Consider the following 16,554-nt stretch of genomic DNA (forward strand, 5'->3'; position numbering starts at 1 on the left):
GTAAGTTAACTGATATTAAAAATGTATAATGAACGAATACGACCATCAAAAATGATTAAAAATGATTAAAAATGTATAAGATGATGACAAGTTAATTATTATCAATACTTTCCCCATGAAGTTCACTAAAAATCGTTGAGAATGAAATAGCCAACCAACTTTCATACTTTTGCAAATGAATTATCAGCCCCCTGATATCAGCAACATCATGAATTGCATAAAGAACCTCCCCGATTGCCATTTCACTTTCAAAAAGCTTACTGTATTCATTGGCACTGCTGGTGAAAAATACAATTGCATCTTCATTCGGGATTTTTTTTGCCGCCCAGTGCGCAAATATATTTCTATAAGGTCTAAGGCGAGCTATTTCTGTTAGCTTACCCAAAGTGGATTCTACACTTTCATGATGCGATGGAAAATAGCTCGCGGACGCTTTCAACTTATCAAACATAAAGGACATATACTCTCTGTCTTTCGAATGCACTGAAATAACTCCCTTCCATTTTAAAAGGGAATAAATTCGCTGCACATTAAAGTCAATAAAATTATAAATCTGAACATACATGCCTATAATTCTAAAATCCTCTTCACTTAAATTATGCAGCTCATCTATTTTATACTTCTCAAATTCACCAGCTAGATACTTTACGCGCTCGTTAGTGTGTTCTTCTGGCAATGCCATTTCCTACCTCCTAAGTAGTGAACCAACTCGATTGATGGCCATGCCACCGAATACATCCCATCCTCTGTAACCGCACCCGAGCAACACTTCTTGGGCAAAGTTGTACATTTTAAGATTATCAGAGCAATTAGCCACCTGCGCAAGAAACCTATTTACAGCATGATAGGAACCACCCCACCCATTTGATTCCCCCCATTTGCTCTCGAAAGCTTATTAAGATTTAACTTCGCGATTTTGGAACTACCTCATAAAAGGCACTGGCATTCGCCGTCGTAATCCGTACCATACGCCACACTTACGCATGCGGGTTGTTTTATAAACTGGTGCAAATCCTGCGTTTATTGCCAGTCAAATACGCGGATGACGTTGGCAATCTATGGCGCGTGGATGGATGAAATGAATAATGACCAAATCAGCATGTTGAGTGCTAAACTTGCCATCTAAAATCACCATCCCCCTATAGTGCCCCTCAAATGAAAATGAGCACGATTTAAATGTCAGAAAAACAAACAGTTAGTCAAAAAGAGCAATACAACCTGAACAAATTGCAAAAACGCCTGCGCCGTAACGTGGGTGAAGCCATCGCAGACTTCAATATGATTGAAGAAGGTGATCGCATCATGGTATGCCTGTCTGGTGGTAAAGACAGTTACACCATGCTGGAAATCCTGCGTAACCTGCAACAGAGCGCCCCGGTAAACTTCTCTCTGATAGCCGTGAATCTCGATCAGAAGCAACCCGGCTTCCCAGAGCATATTCTGCCGGAATATCTGGAAAAGCTGGGGGTGGAGTACAAGATCGTCGAAGAGAATACCTACGGCATCGTCAAAGAGAAAATCCCAGAGGGTAAAACCACCTGCTCCCTGTGTTCACGCCTACGTCGTGGCATTCTCTACCGCACCGCCACTGAGCTGGGTGCCACCAAGATTGCCCTGGGCCACCATCGCGACGACATCCTGCAAACGCTGTTCCTCAATATGTTCTACGGCGGCAAGCTGAAAGGGATGCCACCCAAGCTGATGAGTGATGATGGCAAACATGTGGTGATCCGCCCGCTGGCCTACTGCCGCGAGAAAGATATCGAGCGTTTCGCTGTCGCCAAGGAATACCCCATCATTCCGTGCAACCTGTGTGGTTCACAGCCGAACCTGCAACGCCAGGTGATTGGCGATATGCTGCGCGACTGGGATAAACGTTATCCAGGCCGGATTGAAACCATGTTCAGCGCGATGCAAAACGTGGTGCCTTCTCACCTGTGCGATACCGATTTATTTGACTTCAAAGGTATTCACCACGGCAGCGAAGTGGTCGACGGCGGCGATCTGGCGTTTGACCGCGAAGATATTCCGCTGCAACCCGTTGGTTGGCAGCCTGAAGAAGCAGATGAACAGAGCGCGCCTGCGTTTGAGCGCCTGAACGTGCTGGAAATTAAATAATCCCGCCTTTCCGCCTGCAACCGCAGGCGGACCGTTTTCCCCTTAGGGTTTTCGATCCTGCTCACATTTCACGCACAAAGTACCTGACAGCGGCATCTTTATTTATTACTGTTTATTTATACAGTTAAATGGAGATTATCAATGAACATTACCCCCTGCCTATCCCACGTCTCGTTAGGAACCAACAATTTTGATGCTGCGGCGCAATTTTACGACCAAGTGCTTGGTGCTTTAGGTTGCCGACGCGTGATGGAACACCCCGGTGCCATCGGCTATGGCCGTGACTATCCCGAGTTCTGGCTGCAAATACCGATAGACGGTAAGCCTGCCGGAACCGCCAACGGCGTCCATGTGGGATTTTTTGCCACCAGCAAGAAACAGGTTGATGAGTTCTATCAGCAAGCCGTAGCGGCAGGAGCCAAGGAAGAAGGCGCCCCAGGCACGCGACCACACTATGGCGCAGCCTATTACGGCTGTTTTGTCCGCGATCTGGACGGGCACAAGATAGAAGCCAGTTTCTGGGATGAAAGCGCAGCGTAAAATACCTTGACCAGATAAAAACCTGGCTAAGATAAAATAAAGACGAAAAAAATGCCGGTGATTAAACCGGCATTGTATGAATCAAATGTGCTATGCAGTAATTCTAAAAATAAGAAAGTAAGACAATTATGGAGCGCAACGCCCATCGCTTGACGTTGCATTCACCTGCGGGAGAGATCATGCCGCACTTCACGCAGGTGAATATTGATATCGCTCAACTTTAACTGCGTTTTATCCCCATCGCCTGCCAAGCTATTGGGGCGTATCTTGAAATAATCGTTATTTACGTCATAACCATCGGCTGCGCTTCAACCACCAGGCCACACCGACAACCAGTGTCACCAGCATGAAGCAAAAAGAGGCAAAAGCCAGCGGGCTGCCGCTGCCGGGGATCCCCCCCAGGTTCACACCAAACAGCCCGGTCAGGAACGTGGTGGGCAGAAATACCATCGCCATCAGAGACATGGTGTAAGTGCGGCGATTCATGGCATCGGCCATCACGGTGGTGATCTCATCAGACAGTATCGCCGTGCGGGCAATGCTGCCATCCAGATCGTCCAATCCGCGCCCCAAACGGTCGGCGATGTCTTGCATTCTGCGCCGATCGTCGTCACTCATCCACGGCAGGCGCTCGCTGGCCAAACGCGAGAACACATCGCGCTGTGGTGCCATGTAGCGGCGCAGCACAATCAGTTGTTTACGCATTAACGCCAACTGCCCGCGTTCCGGGATCTGTTGCTCCAGCAACGCGTCTTCCAGATCGATAATTTTGTCGTGCAAGTCTTCAATAAACTCGCTGGTGTGATCGGTCAAAGCATCGGCAATCTCCACCAACCAATCGCCGCTGTTGGTCGGCCCAGAACCGTTTTGCAGTTCGTTGACCACGGCATCGATGGAGTACACTTTGCGGTGCCGGGTAGAGATAATCAGCTTATCGGTCATATACACGCGGAACGTGACCAACTGATCCGGCCTTGAGTCAGCATTAAAATTGATCCCACGCAGCGTGATCATGGTGCCGTCACCTAAACGACTGACGCGCGGACGTGTGCTTTCGCCAGAAAGTGCCTCCCTCACCGCATCTGGCAACAGCGGCGTTGTCGCCAACCATGCAGCACTTGCCGTATGGGCATAATCGAGATGCAGCCAGCAAGGTTCATCACGGGTGACTTTATCTTCATAGTCAATCGGCGTCGTTCCGCCTTTGCCGTCGAGTTGATACGCGTACACCGCGTCGGGCACTTGCAGATCGCGCCCCTCAATGACATCCATTCAATACCCTCTCTATTTGGCTGTTTAATAAAAGTCTAACCGCGGTCTGTTTCCAGGCCAATTGTTCCTCAAGGTTCAACTTTAACAATATTTTTTATGCTTAGACAAAAAAGCCCCACATTTCAGCGGGGCCTCGAACGCAATAAGAACCTGGAATCAGTGCTTCAGAATATACATTTCCTGGCTATACGCCACGTCTTCCGGGTTAGCGATCGGGTAACCTTTCACCCAGGGCTTGATCAAACGTCCATTAGTGTACTGATAAATGGGCGCAATCGGTGCCTGCGCTGCAATCATCTGTTCGGCCTTATTGTAATCGTCAGTCAGCGCCGCTGGATTTGTCTCGCGGCTGGCTTCGATCAACAGGTTATCGTACTCCGGGCTGTTAAATTTGGCGATGTTGCCACTGTGCGCAGACGTCAGCAACGAGAGGAAGGTTGACGCTTCGTTGTAATCCCCAACCCAGGAAGCACGCACCACATCGAAATTACCGGTATTGCGGCTATCAATATAGGTTTTCCATTCCTGATTTTGCAGTTTGACATCCACCCCCAGCTTTTTCTTCCACATCGACGCCACAGCAATGGCGATCTTCTGATGGCTTTCCGAGGTGTTATACAGCAATGTCAACGTCAGTGGCTTATTCGGGCCATAGCCTGCGGCCTGCATCAGCGCTTTGGCTTGCGCATCCAGTTCTTCCTGTGACTGCTGCTGCAACAGACTGGTTTCTGGCTGGAAGCCAGCGGTCACATCCGGCGTGAAGTGATAAGCCGGTTTTTCGCCGGTGCCTAACACTTTTTCGGCAATAATCTTGCGATCGATGGCATACGACAGCGCCTTGCGTACCCGCACGTCGTTAGTTGGCGCGCGTTGGGTATTAAAAGCGTAATAATAGGTGCCGAGCTGATCCGGGGTATACACCTGATCCGGAATATCCTTCAGCAGCTTCTGATACATGTTTTTCGGGAAGGATTCGGTGATGTCGATATCCCCCGCCAGATAACGCTTGGTGGCGTTGGATTCCTGATTAATCGGCACAAAGGTGACTTTGGTCAGCATGGTATGGGCATGATCCCAATAATGTTCGTTCGGCACCAAAACCAGCTTCTCGTTAACCACCCGATCTTGCAGCTTGAATGCGCCGTTACCGACCAGATTACCCACTTTGGTCCAATCGTTACCCCATTTCTCAACGGTGGCTTGCGGCACCGGGAACAGGCTGAAGTTGGCGGTCAAACTGACAAAATAGGGCACCGGCTTATTCAGTTGTACTTTCAGCGTATGGGCATCTACCGCCGTTACGCCCAGCTTATCGACAGGCAATTTACCCGCAATGATTTCATCCGCATTTTGGATCCCGGCTAACTGGGCAAACCAGGCAAATGGCGATAGGTTTTTCGGATCAACCAACCGCTGCCAGCTATAAACGAAGTCTTTAGCCGTGACAGGGTCACCATTTGACCAACGCGCATCTTTGCGCAGCGTAAACAGATAAATTTGGTTATCGGAAGTCTGCCAACGGCTCGCAACACCGGGGATCACTTTGCCATCGGCCCCTTGATTCACCAGCCCTTCAAACAGATCGCGCGCCACCTGGGCTTCCGGCAACCCTACCGCTTTAATCGGATCCAGAGAAGCCGGTTCATCTTTGATATGGCGCACAATCTCCTGTTTCTCCGCAAGAGCGGTGCCTGGGGGAACCTGAGCCGCTATTGCACCGCTGAACCCTGCGCCGATTGCCACTGCACAAAGCGCCAACCGAAAACTCTGTTGAATTTTGCTTATCGCCATCTTGATCTACCCCAGTTAACCATATGAATTATCTATCATATAGCACAAGATACGCTTCCTCCCTAATCCAGCACAGACAAGATGACAAAAACTGGGCGTCAGACGGTAAAAAAACGCCCGTATTACGGCAGGCGCAATACGGGCGTGATTCATTAGCGAGGATTAATCGTAAAGATGAATACTCACGATCTGATAGCTGAACTCTTCACCCTCTTCTTCGTCAAAAATGGTGAAATAACTCTTTTCCACCAGTGGATTGAGCTGAATGTCGGTTTTCTGTAACTGACGCGAGTCAACATCGTCATAACCATAGTCGAGGTAGAACTCATCTTTCTGATGATCGACGTGCAGGGTAAACGGATAGTTGGATTCATCCCCACGCCCGTCGTCGTTTTTCACCACACCAAACCACTCACCCTGACGGATCTGGTTTTCCGCATCCACGCCGCACAGCAGCGTGATGGTATCCTTGGCGTTTTCGCTATAGCGAGCAACTATTCTGGCAACTGGCATGTTAAATCCTCTTTATGATTAACTTCTGCCGATAGTATAACAACTGCCGGGGTTTTATTCGCATAGACACTGGGAAAGATAAGTTAAAACGTAATACACTGAATAAATTAGCAATCACGTCTTACTCGATGTTGCAGGAATGCACCTCTGCAATCTCCGGTACGAAGGAATACCTTGGCATGAAGGGACTACACCATGATCCAACACAAACCGCGCAGTGAGCGTGGTCAACTGGCCATTGCCGGTGAAAGTTACGGTAAGTCGTTGTTAGGCGCCCCGCTGCTCTACTTCCCGGCAGCACACCGTGGCCCGGAAACCGGGCTGGTGATTGCTGGCACCCACGGTGATGAAACTGCGGCGGTTGTGACGCTGTCGTGCGCATTACGCAGCATCGCGCCTTCTCAATTGCGCCACCACGTGATTTTATCGGTCAATCCAGATGGTTGCCAACTCGGGCTGCGTTCCAATGCCAACGGTGTCGATCTCAATCGCAATTTCCCGGCTGCCAACTGGCGCTCTGGCGACACGGTTTACCGCTGGAACAGCGCCGCACAAGCACGCGATGTGCGTCTTTCCACCGGCGGCAGGCCGGGTTCCGAACCGGAAACACAGGCGCTATGTCGCCTTATCCACAGCCTGAAACCGCGTTGGGTAGTGTCATTCCATGAGCCGCTGGCCTGTATTGAAGATCCAGAAAGCACCAAACTGGGCGTTTGGCTGGCGCATCAGTTTACTCTGCCGCTGGTGACCAGCGTGGGTTACGAAACGCCGGGTTCATTCGGCAGTTGGTGCTCCGATCTCTCCTTGCCCTGCATCACCGCCGAACTCCCACCGATTTCTGCTGACGCGGCCAGCGAAAGCTATCTGGAAGCGATGGTGGAATTGCTGACGTATCAGCAGTGAATCAAGCCTGCGGCGCAGTTAAAGATCGATTGCGCCGCATGCAAAAGCCAAACCGGGCTCCACATCCTTAGCCAACCAGGTAGGGCCATCGAGATCGACAAAGCGCGCACCGGGTACCAGCGGCAACGCGGCGGCGATCGCTCTTGAAGTACACAGCATACAGCCGAGCATGATAGCGAAACCTTGCGCCCGCGCCTGCGCGGCCAGCTTCAGCCCCTCGGTCAGACCACCGGTTTTATCCAGCTTGATATTGACCATTTGATAGCGCCCGGCCAACCGCGCCAGATCGGCACTGGTGTGGCAACTTTCATCGGCGCAAATCGGCAATGGATGAATGAAGTTTTCCAGAGCGCTATCATCGGCCGCTGGCAGCGGTTGCTCCAGCATCGCCACCCGCAAGTCGGCCAGCAACTGGCAACGCGCAGCCAACCCTTCTGCCTGCCAGGATTCGTTAGCATCGACGATCAGCGTTATTTCCGGCACTGCGGCACGGATCGCTACCAGCCTTTCGCTGATCAAACGATCGTCGAGCTTGATTTTCAGCAGCGTGGCCCCCTGTTGTTCCAACTCTTTGGCCGCAAACGCCATCGCTTCCGGTGTACCGATACTGACGGTTTGCGCCATCACAATACGTTGTGGCGCTTCAACGCCGCTGCGCTGCCACCGATCCTGCCCACTCATTTGGCACTCCAGGTCCCAAAGTGCCGAATCGGCGGCATTGCGCGCCGCGCCAGCAGGCATCAACCGCTGCAAATCTTCCCGCGTGGCCCCTTGCTCCACCGCTGCCATTACGTTAGCCAACTGTTCCATAACCGAGGCTTCGCTCTCGCCATAACGCGGATAAGGCGTGCACTCCCCTACGCCACACACCCCTTGCTGTGCAATTTCAACCACGACGACTTTGGCCTCCGTACGGCTGCCACGGGCGATCACAAACGCCGTATGCAGCGGCCAGGCTTCCGGGTAAAAACGCATGTTTCTCATAACGGCTCCTGAACAAAAAAAGCGCATAAAGTCATTCCACTGCGCAGGGGTATTTCAATATATACAACTATTTAGCAAACTTTATATATCTAAGTCGCTATCATTGACTTAAACTGATAGCAGGGTGTGAATCTAATGTTAATTAGATTTATATCTTTGTATAAACTTCGTTGAAAGGAATAAATCAATGACTCAGACCGTACATTTTCAAGGCAATCCTGTCACTGTAGCAGGCAAACTGCCACAACAAGGCGAGCAGGCCAAAGGTTTCACACTGGTTGCCAAAGACCTGTCAGACGTCACGCTGAGCAGCTTTGCCGGTAAACGCAAAGTTCTGAACATTTTCCCAAGTATTGATACCGGCGTCTGTGCCGCTTCAGTACGCAAATTCAACCAACTGGCCAGCAGCATGGATAACACCGTAGTGCTGTGCATTTCTGCCGATCTGCCGTTCGCCCAGTCTCGTTTCTGCGGTGCAGAAGGCCTGAATAACGTGGTGATGCTATCGACCCTGCGCGGCGGCGAATTCAAATCCGCTTATGGCGTGGAAATCGCCGAAGGTCCACTGGCTGGCCTGGCTGCCCGTGCCGTGGTGGTGCTGGATGGTCAAGACCAGGTGCTGTACAGCGAACTGGTGAATGAGATCACCACTGAGCCTGACTACGATGCGGCACTCGCTGCGCTGTAATCACTTTGCAGATATGACAAAGCCCGCTGGCTTTTGATATCCAAAACGCCCCTGGCCTTCATAACTAGGGGCGTTTTATTATGCCCCCTGCATTACTCCGAACCATACCCCTGCTTCCCATTCATCTGGCGCTTCTCTTCGCCCATCACTGGTAACGCCACAATTAGGGGTATACACTGAATGTAAGATCAAATCTTACATTCAGAGAGCATAGTATGGCACGTACCATGACGGTTGATATCGGCGACGAACTCCGTGAGTTTATCGATTCACTGGTTCGTTCCGGCGATTATCGGACGCAAAGTGAAGTCTTGCGGGATGCTTTGCGTTTATTACGCGAAAAACAGGCTGAGTCACGTCTGCAAACATTGCGGGATCTACTGGCAGAAGGGCTCGACAGCGGTACGCCAGAGTCATGGAATAAGGATGCGTTTCTGCAGCGCGTGAAAGCAAAGGCTCGGGCTGGCCATGAAAACGATTGAGTTGACACCGAAAGCAACGGAAGATTTGGAATCCATCTGGCTATACAGCTATGAGCAATTTGGCTTAGCAAAAGCCGATGAGTATATCAGCCGGTTTTCAGATTTGTTTGATGTCTTATCGAGGCATCGCATCGGTACATTCAGGCCAGAGTTGGGCGACCAAATTTATTCATTACCGGTAGAACAGCATGTCATCTTCTTTATACCGGCTGAATCCATTGTGACGGTGATCCGTATTCTCAGCCAGTCTCAGGAAACCACACGCCACTTTCCCTGGCGTTAATTCATCTTGGTCACTTAGTACAGAAAGATCGCACAAATTTCAAGCTCCCAATCACCAACTTGGCGGGTGACTAGGAGCTTGAAAGATAACGTATATAAAGCTACTCCTCACCCTCATCCACCGGCTTACGGCTGCTCAGGCCATACTCGCGCAGTTTATTGGCGATCGCGGTATGGGAAACGCCCAAACGCTTGGCCAATTTACGCGTGCTGGGATAAGTGCGGTAAAGACGAGTCAGCACCGAACGTTCAAAGCGCTTGCTGATATCATCCAGCGAACCGTCCAACACTTCATCCCCCAGCGATATCTCCACTTCAAACTCTGGCAGAATGATGTCCTGCGGGCGCAGTTCATAGCCATCGGTCTGCGTTAACGCGCGGTAGATAGCATTTTTCAGCTGGCGCACGTTGCCCGGCCAGCCGTATTTACTGAGGAAACTGTTGAGATCGTTGGCCAGTTTCGGCCGCGCCACGCCCTGCTCGTCGGCAAAGCGTGCCACAAACAGTTCGGTCAGCGGCATGATATCTTGCGCGCGCTCACGCAGCGGTGGAATGGTGATGGTCAGTACGTTGAGGCGATAATAAAGGTCTTCGCGAAATTCACCGCGCTGAACCAGTTCAGTCAGGTTTTTCTGCGTGGCACAAATCACCCGCACATCCACATGCACCTCATGCTCTTCCCCCACGCGGCGGAAAGTGCCGTCATTGAGGAAGCGCAGCAGCTTGGTTTGCATGCGTGGCGACATCTCGCCGATCTCATCCAGCAATACCGAGCCGCCGTTAGCCTGCTCGAAGAAGCCTTTTTTGCCTTCCAGCGCATTCGGGTAAGCGCCCGGCGCGTGGCCGAACAGTTCACTTTCCACCACATCATCTGGCAATGCGGCACAATTAAGCGCCAGGAACGGTTGTTTGCCGCGCGGGCTGCGCAGGTGGCAGGCTCGTGCCAGAATATCTTTACCGGTGCCGGTATCGCCAACAATCAGCAACGGCGCATCCAGCATCGCCAGCTTGCGGGCCTGCTCCAAAACATGGCGCATTTTCGGGCTGACGGCCACGATATGGTCAAATTCGGTATCGTCATTCACCGACAGATCTTGCAACTGACGGCCCATGCGCGCGGTAGATTTGAGCATCACCACCGCACCTACCGTAGAGCTTTGCTGATTCTCATCTTCGAGATAGATCGGCGTAATATCCATCAGGAAATCCTGGCTGCGGATCACCACCCGTTCAGAGTGCGGCGCGGTATTCTCGCTTTCCAGCCAGCGGCCAAAGTTATAGCCGCCGATCAGTTGCGTCACCGTCTGGTTGCGGATCCTGTCTTCGTTGAAGTTGAACAGCGCCTGCGCTGCCGGGTTGGCGAGCTCCACTTTGCCTTTCATATCGATGGAGAACACCGGCTCAGGCATCGACGCCAGCAACGCACGCAATGCACGATGTTCACGCTCCGAAGGCATAAAGCTGACGGTACGCACGTCGGTGACGCCGCTAATACGGCGGATCTCGGCCATCAGGGCACGAAACGTATCAAAGTCCAACTGGGAAAAATTCAGGTAAATACGGCCGATAGGATCAATTTCGATGCCGCGCAAATCGATGCTGCGCAACACCAGGAGATCGAGTAACTCTCGAGTGAGACCGAGACGGTCTTCGCAAAATACTTCCAAACGCATCAGTATTGGCCTTATCTCTGCAAGTGCGGGGATGACTGACGATGATGATACCCTCTCACCCCGAACGGAAGAAGCGATCTGTCAGTAAAAGTTGACAGATCTCTGATTTATCGCTGTCGCTGCTGATTTTAAACGCAACTGAATAACACCTTCGGCGTAATTTTAGCTTATTGTCAGAGAGTTATCATAACCGTAGGTGATTTTTCAGGGAAATATAATGCAGATGCAGGAAGATCGTCTTTCGTCAATCGGGGGTTACAAACATGCTATCGACAACTCATAGAGAGACTGCGCCACCTGACGCAGTCTTTGAGGTTACTTGGCTTTATTTTCGCTTTTCTTCATGGTGTCTTTCAACTGCGCGATTAACTGGCCGCGAAAATCCCCCAGTTTCGGTTTGTCGTCTTCCAGCCAAGGTAACGGGCGGCACAATTCCATCGCCTTGATACCCAAGCGCGCCGTCAGCAGGCCAGCACCGATCCCCTGAGCCGCACGGGCAGACAGCCGCGCCGCAATATCCTGCGACATCCAGTCCATCCCCACTTCCCGCACCAGTTCAGACGCCCCGGCGAAGGCAATGTTCAACAACACCAGCCGGAATAGGCGAATGCGGCTGAAATAGCCCAACTCAATGCCATACAGCGTCGCAATGCGGTTAATCAGGCGGATATTGCGCCAGGCGATAAACGCCATGTCCACCAAGGCCAATGGGCTGACGGCGATCATCAACGCCGATTCCGCCGCCGAACGGCTGATCTCACGCCGCGCCTGGTTATCCAACACCGGTTGCACCAGCTTGGCATACAGCGCCACCACCTCACGATCGTTTTGGGTTTCATGTAACGAAGCCTGCCAGCGTTGCAATGCCGGGTGGCCTTGATCCAAACCGGCCTGCCGTGCCAGTTTTTCGCAGAATTCACGCCCCTTGCCCAGACCATGGCTGTGCAACAGTTCACGCGCTTCATCGCGCTCTTCCGCACGCTGGCGCAGGCGATACAGCCGCCGCCATTCGCCCACCACCGAACCAATACCGGCGAACACAATCAAACCACCGGCCACGCCACCGCCGAGGGCGATCCAATCCTGCTGCACCCAAGAGGTATGCAGCCACTGAATTCCCTGCGCCACCACGCTGACGCCAAACAGCACCAGCCCGGCGTTGACCATTTTGCGCCACAGGCTGCGTTTGGGTTTCAATGCCGCATTGATGATCCCTTCGGCGCGCCCTTCTTCCTCTTCCTGCTCCCATTCAGGGGCCGCAGGATAAAATTTTTCGGCCTGTAATTCGTCAAACGCCACTCCGGCACGCAGCACCGGTTCCTGTGGCGGTTGCAGCGGTTCGGCAAAATCGATACGCGGTTTTAACGGCTCGCTCATCGCAATTTATCTCCCAATAAAAACTCCATCACCGCATCCAGGCGGATGTGCGGTAATGGGCTATCAACGCTCATCGCCCGTGGGCGGAACTCATCAAAATGGAACCCTTGCTGCTGCCAGAACGCCGGGCCCGGCAAACGGGCTGGCACTTCACCAGGGAAAACCGTCAGCGGCGTATCATCATCCAGGCGATGGCCTTTTAAGGCCGGGATCCGCTGCCCATGGTGATCCACAATACCGCTTTCGGTGGCCTGCACCGACGCCAGCCCGACACAGTCCATGCTGATCCCTTCAAAAGCCGCGTTCTGCCAGGCTTCCTGCACCAGTTGCTGCAACAGCGAAACCAGATTGGCGTGCTGATCGGCAGTAATATGATCCGCCTTGGTGGCGGCAAACATCAGTTTGTCGATGGTGGGCGAAAACAAACGGCGGAACAGCGTGCGTTTACCATAATGGAAGCTCTGCATCAGTTGCGTTAGCGCCAGACGCATGTCGTTGAACGCCTGCGGCCCGCTGTTGAGCGGCTGTAGGCAATCCACCAGCACAATCTGGCGATCGAAACGGACAAAGTGTTCTTTGTAGAAGTTTTTGACGATCGACTGGCAATAGTAGTTAAAGCGCGCACGCAGCATGCCGAAGTTGCTGTGCTTATCCGCCTGCGCCAGCCGCGATTCCCCGGCGGCATCAACGTTCGGCCAGGGGAAAAACTGCAACGCCGGAGCACCGGCCATATCGCCCGGCAGCACAAAGCGGCCCGGCTGGATAAAGTGCAGCCCTTCTGCTTTGCAGCGCAGCAGATAATCGGTATAAGCCTGCGCAACTGCGGCCAGTTGGTTTTCATCGGCCACGGCCAGCGGATCGAGATCGTCGCACAGCGCCAGCCAAGGCTTAGCCCATTCGGCGCGCTGCCCTTGCAATAGCCCGACCATCTGGCGCGACCAGGCCAGATAATCCTGTTCCAGCATCGGTAAATCGAGCAGCCATTCGCCGGGATAGTCGACAATTTCCAGATACAGCGTGGATGTTTCTTTGAAATGACGCAGCAGCGAATCATTGGAGCGGTAACGCAGCGCCAGACGGATCTCGCTGACGCCGCGCGTCGGCGTTGGCCAACTCGGCGGAGTGCCATAAAGCTGTGCCAACCCTTCGTCATAGGTAAAACGCGAGATACCGAGATCGCGCTGCGGAATGCGCTTTACGCCCAGCAAGCGCTCTTCCCGCACCGCTGAAAACAGCGGCATACGTGCGCCGCTGTGAACATGAAGCAACTGATTAACGAAAGCGGTGATAAACGCCGTTTTGCCGCTGCGGCTCAGGCCGGTCACCGCCAACCGCAAATGGCGATCCATGCCGCGGTTGACCAGCGAGGTTAATTCATTTTGTAGTCGTTTCATTGTTCTCCTTGGCAAATGCCCTGGCCTGACAGGTTACAGCTTACGGAAACGGCTCTGCACCCCGAAGGTATCGGACGTGACATAGCGTTCGACCTGGCGTAACTGCTGCTCACCGCTGCCCAGTTCGTACTCCAGATGATCCAACAGCTGGCGCGGAGTTTGCGGGTGTTCATTTTCGTAGCGGCTGGCGGGCACTTCGTCCAGCATAAAGGTCAGCACGATGTAGGCCACTATAGTGAAGAAAAACAGCCCGAAAAACATCGACAACACGACCATCACCCGAATTAACCGCACCGGAACGTCAAAATAGTGGGCCAAACCGGCACAAACGCCCTTCAGCATGCCTTCTTCAGGGACGCGATAAAGCTTTTTACTGCCCAGAGTATTCGCCATTAAGACTGTCTCCAATTTGGGTGTTCGGCATCAAGGATCTCTTCCAGCGCCTGAATGCGTTCACGCATGCGCTTGGCATCTTCCGCCAACTGTGCAAGCCGTTGCATCTCCTGATGGCTCAGCTGAATGCCGCTCTGTTGCCGGTTGCTGTAATGCAGCCAAAGCCAAATCGGTGCGACAAACAACACAAAAATTGTCAACGGGATGGCAAGTAATAGAGCACTCATTTCGATTCCTTCTTATTGGTTTTGGTAGGCGGCCACATAAAAGTGGCCGCTGAAACATTACTCTGAGCGATTCATTTTGGCCTTCAGGGCCGCCAGTTGCTCGCTGATGGCATCATCCACCTTCAGTTCGGCAAATTCCTGCTCCAGGCTTTTCTTTTTACCGATGCCGATACTTTCCGCTTCGGCTTCCATGTGGTCAATCCGGCGTTCGAACTGCTCAAAACGCGCCATGGCTTCATCCAGTTTACCGCTGTCTAACTGGCGGCGCACATCGCGTGAAGAAGAGGCTGCCTGATGGCGCAGGGTTAATGCCTGCTGGCGTGCCCGCGTTTCGGTCAGTTTGTTTTCCAGTTCGCCAATTTCGCTTTTCATGCGGGCCAGCGTTTCTTCCACCGTGGCGGCCTCATGGCGCAGTGTGGCGATCAGATCGGCCACTTTCTGCTTTTCGATCAGCGCAGCGCGCGCCAGATCTTCTTTATCTTTGCGCAGGGCCAGTTCGGCTTTATCCTGCCAGTCGTTGAGCTGGTTTTCACCCTGCTCAATACGGCGCAGCAGCTGCTTTTTCTCCGCCAGCGCCCGCGCCGAGGTGGAGCGCACTTCCACCAGGGTGTCTTCCATTTCCTGGATCATCAAACGCACCAGTTTTTGCGGATCTTCTGCTTTATCCAGCAGAGTGTTGATGTTGGCATTCACGATGTCGGCAAAACGAGAAAAAATACCCATAATTCACTTCCTCTTGGTTATAGGTCGGCGTCTGAAGCGCCGCGTTGAATCATACTGTTCGTCCTAATACCTTATCAAAACCCGTGCCAACTTTTATTTTATTGAAAATAAAGGAATATTTATTTTTGACACTCTCCATGCTTGCTGTAGAGTGAGTATTTTCACCAAACATTGGCGAATTTCATCATGAGCGAACCGTTAGAAAACCTGCTGGGCGAAGCAAACTCCTTTGTTGAAGTGCTGGAGCAAGTCTCGCAACTGGCGAAGCTGAACAAACCGGTGATGGTGATTGGTGAGCGCGGCACCGGTAAAGAACTGATCGCCCACCGTTTGCACTATCTTTCTAACCGTTGGCAGGGGCCGTTTATTTCACTCAACTGCGCGGCGCTGAACGAAAACCTGCTGGATTCGGAACTGTTCGGCCACGAAGCGGGTGCCTTTACCGGCGCGCAGAAGCGCCATCTTGGCCGCTTTGAACGCGCCGACGGCGGCACGTTATTTTTGGATGAACTGGCTACCGCGCCAATGCTGGTGCAGGAAAAACTGCTGCGGGTGATTGAATATGGTCACCTGGAGCGCGTCGGCGGCAGCCAGCCGCTGCGGGTGGATGTGCGTTTGGTGTGCGCCACCAATGACGATCTGCCAGCGCTCGCCGCCGCCGGTAAGTTCCGCGCCGACTTGCTGGATCGCCTGGCTTTCGATGTCGTGCAGTTGCCACCACTGCGCCAACGCCAGCAGGACATCATGCTACTGGCCGAACACTTTGCCATTCAGATGTGCCGTGAACTGTCCTTGCCGCTGTTCCCCGGCTTCAGCCAACATGCGCAGGCCACTCTGCTCGGTTACAACTGGCCGGGTAACGTGCGTGAACTGAAGAATGTGGTGGAACGTTCGGTGTATCGCCACGGTTCAAGCGGCAGTGAGCTGGATGAAATTATTATTAACCCGTTTTCCCAACGTTCAGTATCGGTAGATATCACGCCACAACAGGCTAGCGGCCTGCCCATGCTACCGCTGGATTTGAAAGCCTGGCAGCATCAGCAGGAAAAAGATTTGCTGGCAATGGCACTGCAACAGGGTCGTTTCAACCAGCGCAAAGCGGCAGATCTGCTGGGGCTAACCTACCATCAGTTGCGCGGCATGCTGAAAAAACACGCCTTGCTGCAAAACGGTGAGCCAGAGGGCGAATAGGTT

General features: G+C 52.6%; 18 protein-coding genes. 7 read left to right on the forward strand and 11 right to left on the reverse strand.

Annotation, left to right across the window (positions count from 1 at the left end; genetic code table 11):
- Window positions 1-91: 91 nt before the first annotated feature.
- The gene (locus tag ACX9GT_RS13245) at window positions 92-682 is read right to left on the reverse strand and encodes a hypothetical protein (RefSeq protein ID WP_473187233.1); all 591 of its coding nucleotides are present in this window, start codon (window positions 680-682) and stop codon (window positions 92-94) included.
- A 494-nt stretch (window positions 683-1,176) separates the two neighbouring features.
- Between ACX9GT_RS13245 and ttcA the strand changes: the two genes are divergently transcribed.
- On the forward strand, window positions 1,177-2,118 hold the full coding sequence (gene ttcA, locus ACX9GT_RS13250) for a tRNA 2-thiocytidine(32) synthetase TtcA (RefSeq protein WP_473187234.1): 942 nt from the start codon (window positions 1,177-1,179) through the stop codon (window positions 2,116-2,118).
- Between the two features lie 141 nt (window positions 2,119-2,259).
- Window positions 2,260-2,658, forward strand: a complete 399-nt coding sequence (locus tag ACX9GT_RS13255; RefSeq protein WP_473187235.1) for a VOC family protein — start codon at window positions 2,260-2,262, stop codon at window positions 2,656-2,658.
- A gap of 288 nt (window positions 2,659-2,946) precedes the next feature.
- Here ACX9GT_RS13255 and zntB read toward each other — a convergent pair whose 3' ends face one another.
- The 3 genes from zntB to ACX9GT_RS13270 form a co-directional block, all read right to left on the reverse strand.
- On the reverse strand, window positions 2,947-3,930 hold the full coding sequence (gene zntB, locus ACX9GT_RS13260) for a zinc transporter ZntB (protein ID WP_473187236.1): 984 nt from the start codon (window positions 3,928-3,930) through the stop codon (window positions 2,947-2,949).
- A gap of 156 nt (window positions 3,931-4,086) precedes the next feature.
- Window positions 4,087-5,721 (reverse strand): peptide ABC transporter substrate-binding protein, encoded by a 1,635-nt coding sequence (locus tag ACX9GT_RS13265; RefSeq protein ID WP_473187237.1) that lies wholly within the window; start codon window positions 5,719-5,721, stop codon window positions 4,087-4,089.
- Window positions 5,722-5,883: 162 nt separating this feature from the next.
- Window positions 5,884-6,234, reverse strand: a complete 351-nt coding sequence (locus tag ACX9GT_RS13270) for a hypothetical protein (RefSeq protein WP_473187238.1) — start codon at window positions 6,232-6,234, stop codon at window positions 5,884-5,886.
- A 195-nt stretch (window positions 6,235-6,429) separates the two neighbouring features.
- Here ACX9GT_RS13270 and mpaA point away from each other — a divergent pair, with 195 nt between their 5' ends.
- Window positions 6,430-7,137, forward strand: coding sequence for a murein tripeptide amidase MpaA (mpaA, locus tag ACX9GT_RS13275; RefSeq protein WP_473187239.1), 708 nt, complete (start codon window positions 6,430-6,432; stop codon window positions 7,135-7,137).
- Between the two features lie 18 nt (window positions 7,138-7,155).
- On the opposite strand, the gene ycjG is transcribed toward mpaA, so the two are convergent.
- The gene (gene ycjG / locus ACX9GT_RS13280) at window positions 7,156-8,121 is read right to left on the reverse strand and encodes an L-Ala-D/L-Glu epimerase (RefSeq protein WP_473187240.1); all 966 of its coding nucleotides are present in this window, start codon (window positions 8,119-8,121) and stop codon (window positions 7,156-7,158) included.
- Between the two features lie 187 nt (window positions 8,122-8,308).
- On the opposite strand from ycjG, the gene tpx reads away from it, so the two are divergent.
- From tpx to ACX9GT_RS13295, 3 genes are all read left to right on the forward strand, one after another.
- Window positions 8,309-8,809 carry a thiol peroxidase gene (gene tpx, locus ACX9GT_RS13285; protein ID WP_473187241.1) on the forward strand — a complete coding sequence of 167 codons (501 nt, stop codon included), beginning with the start codon at window positions 8,309-8,311 and terminating at the stop codon, window positions 8,807-8,809.
- Between the two features lie 215 nt (window positions 8,810-9,024).
- On the forward strand, window positions 9,025-9,291 hold the full coding sequence (locus ACX9GT_RS13290) for a type II toxin-antitoxin system ParD family antitoxin (RefSeq protein ID WP_473187242.1): 267 nt from the start codon (window positions 9,025-9,027) through the stop codon (window positions 9,289-9,291).
- The gene (locus tag ACX9GT_RS13295; RefSeq protein WP_473187243.1) at window positions 9,278-9,574 is read left to right on the forward strand and encodes a type II toxin-antitoxin system RelE/ParE family toxin; all 297 of its coding nucleotides are present in this window, start codon (window positions 9,278-9,280) and stop codon (window positions 9,572-9,574) included. Before ACX9GT_RS13290 ends, ACX9GT_RS13295 begins: the two co-directional genes overlap by 14 nt.
- A gap of 100 nt (window positions 9,575-9,674) precedes the next feature.
- Here the strand turns inward: ACX9GT_RS13295 and tyrR are convergent, their stop codons facing one another.
- The 6 genes from tyrR to pspA form a co-directional block, all read right to left on the reverse strand.
- The gene (tyrR, locus tag ACX9GT_RS13300; protein ID WP_473187244.1) at window positions 9,675-11,246 is read right to left on the reverse strand and encodes a transcriptional regulator TyrR; all 1,572 of its coding nucleotides are present in this window, start codon (window positions 11,244-11,246) and stop codon (window positions 9,675-9,677) included.
- A gap of 315 nt (window positions 11,247-11,561) precedes the next feature.
- The gene (locus ACX9GT_RS13305) at window positions 11,562-12,623 is read right to left on the reverse strand and encodes a TIGR01620 family protein (RefSeq protein WP_473187245.1); all 1,062 of its coding nucleotides are present in this window, start codon (window positions 12,621-12,623) and stop codon (window positions 11,562-11,564) included.
- The gene (locus ACX9GT_RS13310; protein WP_473187246.1) at window positions 12,620-14,017 is read right to left on the reverse strand and encodes a YcjX family GTP-binding protein; all 1,398 of its coding nucleotides are present in this window, start codon (window positions 14,015-14,017) and stop codon (window positions 12,620-12,622) included. The genes ACX9GT_RS13305 and ACX9GT_RS13310 overlap by 4 nt, the downstream gene beginning before the upstream one ends.
- 33 nt (window positions 14,018-14,050) lie before the next feature.
- Window positions 14,051-14,410, reverse strand: a complete 360-nt coding sequence (pspC, locus tag ACX9GT_RS13315) for an envelope stress response membrane protein PspC (RefSeq protein WP_473187247.1) — start codon at window positions 14,408-14,410, stop codon at window positions 14,051-14,053.
- Entirely contained in the window at window positions 14,410-14,637 is a 228-nt protein-coding gene (gene pspB, locus ACX9GT_RS13320; RefSeq protein ID WP_044551554.1) for an envelope stress response membrane protein PspB, read from the reverse strand. The genes pspC and pspB overlap by 1 nt, the downstream gene beginning before the upstream one ends.
- Window positions 14,638-14,694: 57 nt before the next feature.
- Window positions 14,695-15,360, reverse strand: a complete 666-nt coding sequence (gene pspA / locus ACX9GT_RS13325; protein ID WP_459402633.1) for a phage shock protein PspA — start codon at window positions 15,358-15,360, stop codon at window positions 14,695-14,697.
- Between the two features lie 186 nt (window positions 15,361-15,546).
- On the opposite strand from pspA, the gene pspF reads away from it, so the two are divergent.
- Window positions 15,547-16,551: a phage shock protein operon transcriptional activator gene (gene pspF, locus ACX9GT_RS13330; RefSeq protein ID WP_473187248.1), complete on the forward strand. Its 1,005-nt coding sequence runs from the start codon at window positions 15,547-15,549 to the stop codon at window positions 16,549-16,551.
- The last annotated feature ends 3 nt before the right edge of the window (window positions 16,552-16,554 follow it).

The sequence above is a fragment of the Serratia sp. YWN4 genome, assembly GCF_055790845.1.

Coding starts and splice junctions, on each gene's coding strand:
- ACX9GT_RS13245 (WP_473187233.1), bottom strand. CDS start 682: ATGGCATTGCCAGAAGAACACACTAACGAGCGCGTAAAGTATCTAGCT.
- ttcA (WP_473187234.1), top strand. CDS start 1,177: ATGTCAGAAAAACAAACAGTTAGTCAAAAAGAGCAATACAACCTGAAC.
- ACX9GT_RS13255 (WP_473187235.1), top strand. CDS start 2,260: ATGAACATTACCCCCTGCCTATCCCACGTCTCGTTAGGAACCAACAAT.
- zntB (WP_473187236.1), bottom strand. CDS start 3,930: ATGGATGTCATTGAGGGGCGCGATCTGCAAGTGCCCGACGCGGTGTAC.
- ACX9GT_RS13265 (WP_473187237.1), bottom strand. CDS start 5,721: ATGGCGATAAGCAAAATTCAACAGAGTTTTCGGTTGGCGCTTTGTGCA.
- ACX9GT_RS13270 (WP_473187238.1), bottom strand. CDS start 6,234: ATGCCAGTTGCCAGAATAGTTGCTCGCTATAGCGAAAACGCCAAGGAT.
- mpaA (WP_473187239.1), top strand. CDS start 6,430: ATGATCCAACACAAACCGCGCAGTGAGCGTGGTCAACTGGCCATTGCC.
- ycjG (WP_473187240.1), bottom strand. CDS start 8,121: ATGAGAAACATGCGTTTTTACCCGGAAGCCTGGCCGCTGCATACGGCG.
- tpx (WP_473187241.1), top strand. CDS start 8,309: ATGACTCAGACCGTACATTTTCAAGGCAATCCTGTCACTGTAGCAGGC.
- ACX9GT_RS13290 (WP_473187242.1), top strand. CDS start 9,025: ATGGCACGTACCATGACGGTTGATATCGGCGACGAACTCCGTGAGTTT.
- ACX9GT_RS13295 (WP_473187243.1), top strand. CDS start 9,278: ATGAAAACGATTGAGTTGACACCGAAAGCAACGGAAGATTTGGAATCC.
- tyrR (WP_473187244.1), bottom strand. CDS start 11,246: ATGCGTTTGGAAGTATTTTGCGAAGACCGTCTCGGTCTCACTCGAGAG.
- ACX9GT_RS13305 (WP_473187245.1), bottom strand. CDS start 12,623: ATGAGCGAGCCGTTAAAACCGCGTATCGATTTTGCCGAACCGCTGCAA.
- ACX9GT_RS13310 (WP_473187246.1), bottom strand. CDS start 14,017: ATGAAACGACTACAAAATGAATTAACCTCGCTGGTCAACCGCGGCATG.
- pspC (WP_473187247.1), bottom strand. CDS start 14,410: ATGGCGAATACTCTGGGCAGTAAAAAGCTTTATCGCGTCCCTGAAGAA.
- pspB (WP_044551554.1), bottom strand. CDS start 14,637: ATGAGTGCTCTATTACTTGCCATCCCGTTGACAATTTTTGTGTTGTTT.
- pspA (WP_459402633.1), bottom strand. CDS start 15,360: ATGGGTATTTTTTCTCGTTTTGCCGACATCGTGAATGCCAACATCAAC.
- pspF (WP_473187248.1), top strand. CDS start 15,547: ATGAGCGAACCGTTAGAAAACCTGCTGGGCGAAGCAAACTCCTTTGTT.